Consider the following 749-nt stretch of genomic DNA (forward strand, 5'->3'; position numbering starts at 1 on the left):
AAAATGCTATGCCTATTGCTGGTATCCAGCAGCGTACGTGCGGCTCTATGCCAGTCTCCAAGCAAGCAGAAAGGTGTTTACGAAGAAATGGACCGTTTCTGGGTGGCTTACGACAGGAGCCGAACTACTACCAACCGAACGAAGCAGATTGATTTTATCAATTGCCTATACATCAAGTCAGATACCGAAGCGCTGGCGACCTTTAGTAAGGCGCGCAACTATTTGGCAGAACTGTGGCTGAATCTGATTCAAAATCGGCAGAAGTATTGGGTTTCTATCCAGCCCAACATGCTAGCTGTGAAAACCAAAATCAAGAATATTGAAAAGATCATCTGGCAGTGTAAGCGGCTGTATCCGGAGCTGCGAGAGGCCAGCATGGTGGTAAGGCCGCGCGGCTTTATATCCAAAGATGGCTACCTGTTGCGACAGGATTATCCTATAGTACTCAAGTCAAAGCGAATGGATAGCTTAGTAGTATAAAACGTATGATTGCTGGCAGAGAATGGACAGAAGCTGACTAGCCTGATCAAGAAGCCAAAGGAGCCGCAGAGTCAGTGGCGCAAATGATTTTGACGACCACTTCCAGACCACCTCGCACGCAAACATGACCGCTAGGCCTTATACCTTTGCCGTCCACCTCAATACTGCTTCACCGTGACCGACCAGAATACCGCCGCTTTTGAAAAAGCCCGCACTGGCCTCTGGACTAGCCTGCAAAAGCATCTAACTGCTGTTTACGGCGCTGAAAA

At 48.6% G+C, this 749-nt stretch carries 1 protein-coding gene; it reads left to right on the plus strand.

Annotated features, from left to right (window positions below; all coding sequences use genetic code 11):
- Positions 1-480: hypothetical protein (locus tag VI25_RS12555; protein WP_236705037.1), on the plus strand; the 480-nt coding region annotated here is incomplete at its 5' end.
- Positions 481-749 lie beyond the last annotated feature (269 nt).

It is taken from the genome of Hymenobacter sp. AT01-02 (genome assembly GCF_000961955.2).
Classification (GTDB): domain Bacteria; phylum Bacteroidota; class Bacteroidia; order Cytophagales; family Hymenobacteraceae; genus Hymenobacter; species Hymenobacter mucosus.